The 1909-nt window shown below is 68.2% G+C and carries 2 protein-coding genes; one reads left to right on the top strand and one right to left on the bottom strand.

Going from position 1 to position 1909, the window contains the following annotated elements; translation table 11 throughout:
- Window positions 1-174, top strand: a 174-nt coding sequence (locus VGR06_RS40740; RefSeq protein WP_327564598.1) for a DNA-3-methyladenine glycosylase I, incomplete at its 5' end; no start/stop codon positions are given.
- A 236-nt stretch (window positions 175-410) separates the two neighbouring features.
- Here the strand turns inward: VGR06_RS40740 and VGR06_RS40735 are convergent.
- Window positions 411-1703: an ISL3 family transposase gene (locus VGR06_RS40735; protein ID WP_327564597.1), complete on the bottom strand. Its 1293-nt coding sequence runs from the start codon at window positions 1701-1703 to the stop codon at window positions 411-413.
- Window positions 1704-1909 lie beyond the last annotated feature (206 nt).

Genomic DNA, 1909 nt, shown 5'->3' with positions numbered 1-1909 from the left:
CGGGCCGCGCCGAAGACGTTGGCCGACGTACCGGCGACCACTCCGGAGTCCGTTGCGATGTCGAAGGCTCTGAAGAAGAAGGGCTTCGTGTTCGTGGGCCCGACGACGGCGTACGCACTGATGCAGGCGAGTGGGATCGTCAACGATCACCTGGCCGATTGCATCGCCCGCTGATTGTCAGCCTTGGGGGCTGTCTGGCTGTGTGCCGTAGCCCAGGTCTTTCGTCACGTCGAAGGACGGCGCGCCGGGGTGCTGGTGCGGGTGGCAGGCGGTAGAGGTCGACGGACACGCCGGCCAAAGGGGAGGTGGCACTCCGCGGTGCGCGGCCGGCTGGGGGATGGCAGCCCGGCCGGCCGCGCCTTCGCGGGACCGCAGGAAAAGGGGTTCTCCTGCCTGATGTGTGGGGCTGGTCATGGGCGTCCTGGGAGCTGGGGGCGGTGACCGCCGAGGGTCAGCAGTGCCATGGCGATGAGGTTGTCGGGGTTGCCGAAGCCGTAGGCGATGCGGGTGATGAGTCGGATTTTGGTGTTGGTGGATTCGATGAGGGCGTTGGACAGGCCGTGGTCGAGGCTGGCGTGGATGGCGGGCAGGTGGTTGCGGATGCGGCGGCCGAGCTGGACGTATTCGGGGATGCGGGAGCGGGCTGTCCACCGCAGCCACCGTTGCAGGGCGTGTTTGGCTTGGTGGCCGGTGAGTTTGAAGACGGTTCTGAGGCCTTCCTTGAGGAGGTAGGCGCGGTGCAGGTAGGGGTGGGTCTTGGCGATCCAGGCGAGTTTGGTCTGCTGGCGGTCGGTGAGGTTTTCGGGGTTCTTCCACAACACGTAGCGGGCTCGTTTGAGTGCGCGTGCGTCGCCTTGGGCGATGTTGATGGGCCGGGATCGTCCCTTGCTTTCCGGACGCGATCCGCCGGGGGCGCGGCGGGCGGTGTTCCATACTTGGCGGCGGACGGTGTCCAGGGCGTCGGTGGCCCAGGCGACGATGTGGAACGGGTCGGCGCACAAGACGGCCTGCGGGGCACGCTCGGCCACGACGGCGGTGATCCAGGTGGCGCCGTCGGCGGACACGTGCGTCAACTGCCGGCTGCGGTCGGGGCCGAGGGTGTCGAAGAAGGCGCGCACGGTGTCCTTGGTGCGCCCGGCCTTGGCCCACAGCAGCCGTCCGGTGTCGTGGTCGACCACGACGGTGAGGTAATGGTGGCGCTTGCGGTAGGAGATCTCATCGATTCCGATCCGGCGCAGCCCCTCGAACCGGTCGACCACCGCGTCGACATCGGCCCAGACCCGGGCGATGATCGATCCCACCGTGCGCCAGGTGATCCGCATCAGCTGGGTGACCGCGGTCTTCGACGTCTGGGTGGCCAACCACGCCACCTGATCATCGAACGCGTACGTATGGCCGGCGTCGTGGCGGGCCCACGGGACATGAGCGACCACCACCCCGTGCTCGGGGCACTCCACCCGCACCGAGTCGGCCTCCAGCCAGACCCGGACCGTGCCCAGGTCCAGCCCCCGCCACCGGCGCCGCTCACCACGCCCCTGGTCATACCCCCGGCACCGGCGCCCGCAGCGCCCACACCGGCCCCGCAGCCGCGCCACCGGACGCACCGACACGACCACGACCTGCTCGTCCTCGTCGAACTCGACGGCCTCGATGACCGTCTTGTCGACCGCCAAAACCGCACGCCATAAGCTGTTCTCACGCACGCCGTTCTCCTGCTCACGGTTCCTGTTCCTTGACAGCTCAGAAACCTAGACAGGGAACGGCGTGCGCCACTCACGGCACGCTCAAACCACCCACACATCGAGCAGAAGAGCCTGAAATGCGGCGCGTCCGGCGCAGAGCTTGGCAAGAAGCGACGAATGATCGCAAGGTCAGCTGGTCGGGCCCAGCCGGGCGCGGAGCTCGAGGT

This window comes from Actinophytocola sp. (assembly GCF_036002505.1).
Classification (GTDB): Bacteria; Actinomycetota; Actinomycetes; order Mycobacteriales; family Pseudonocardiaceae; genus DASYTH01.
This window is presented reverse-complemented; position numbering and strand designations above follow the sequence as displayed.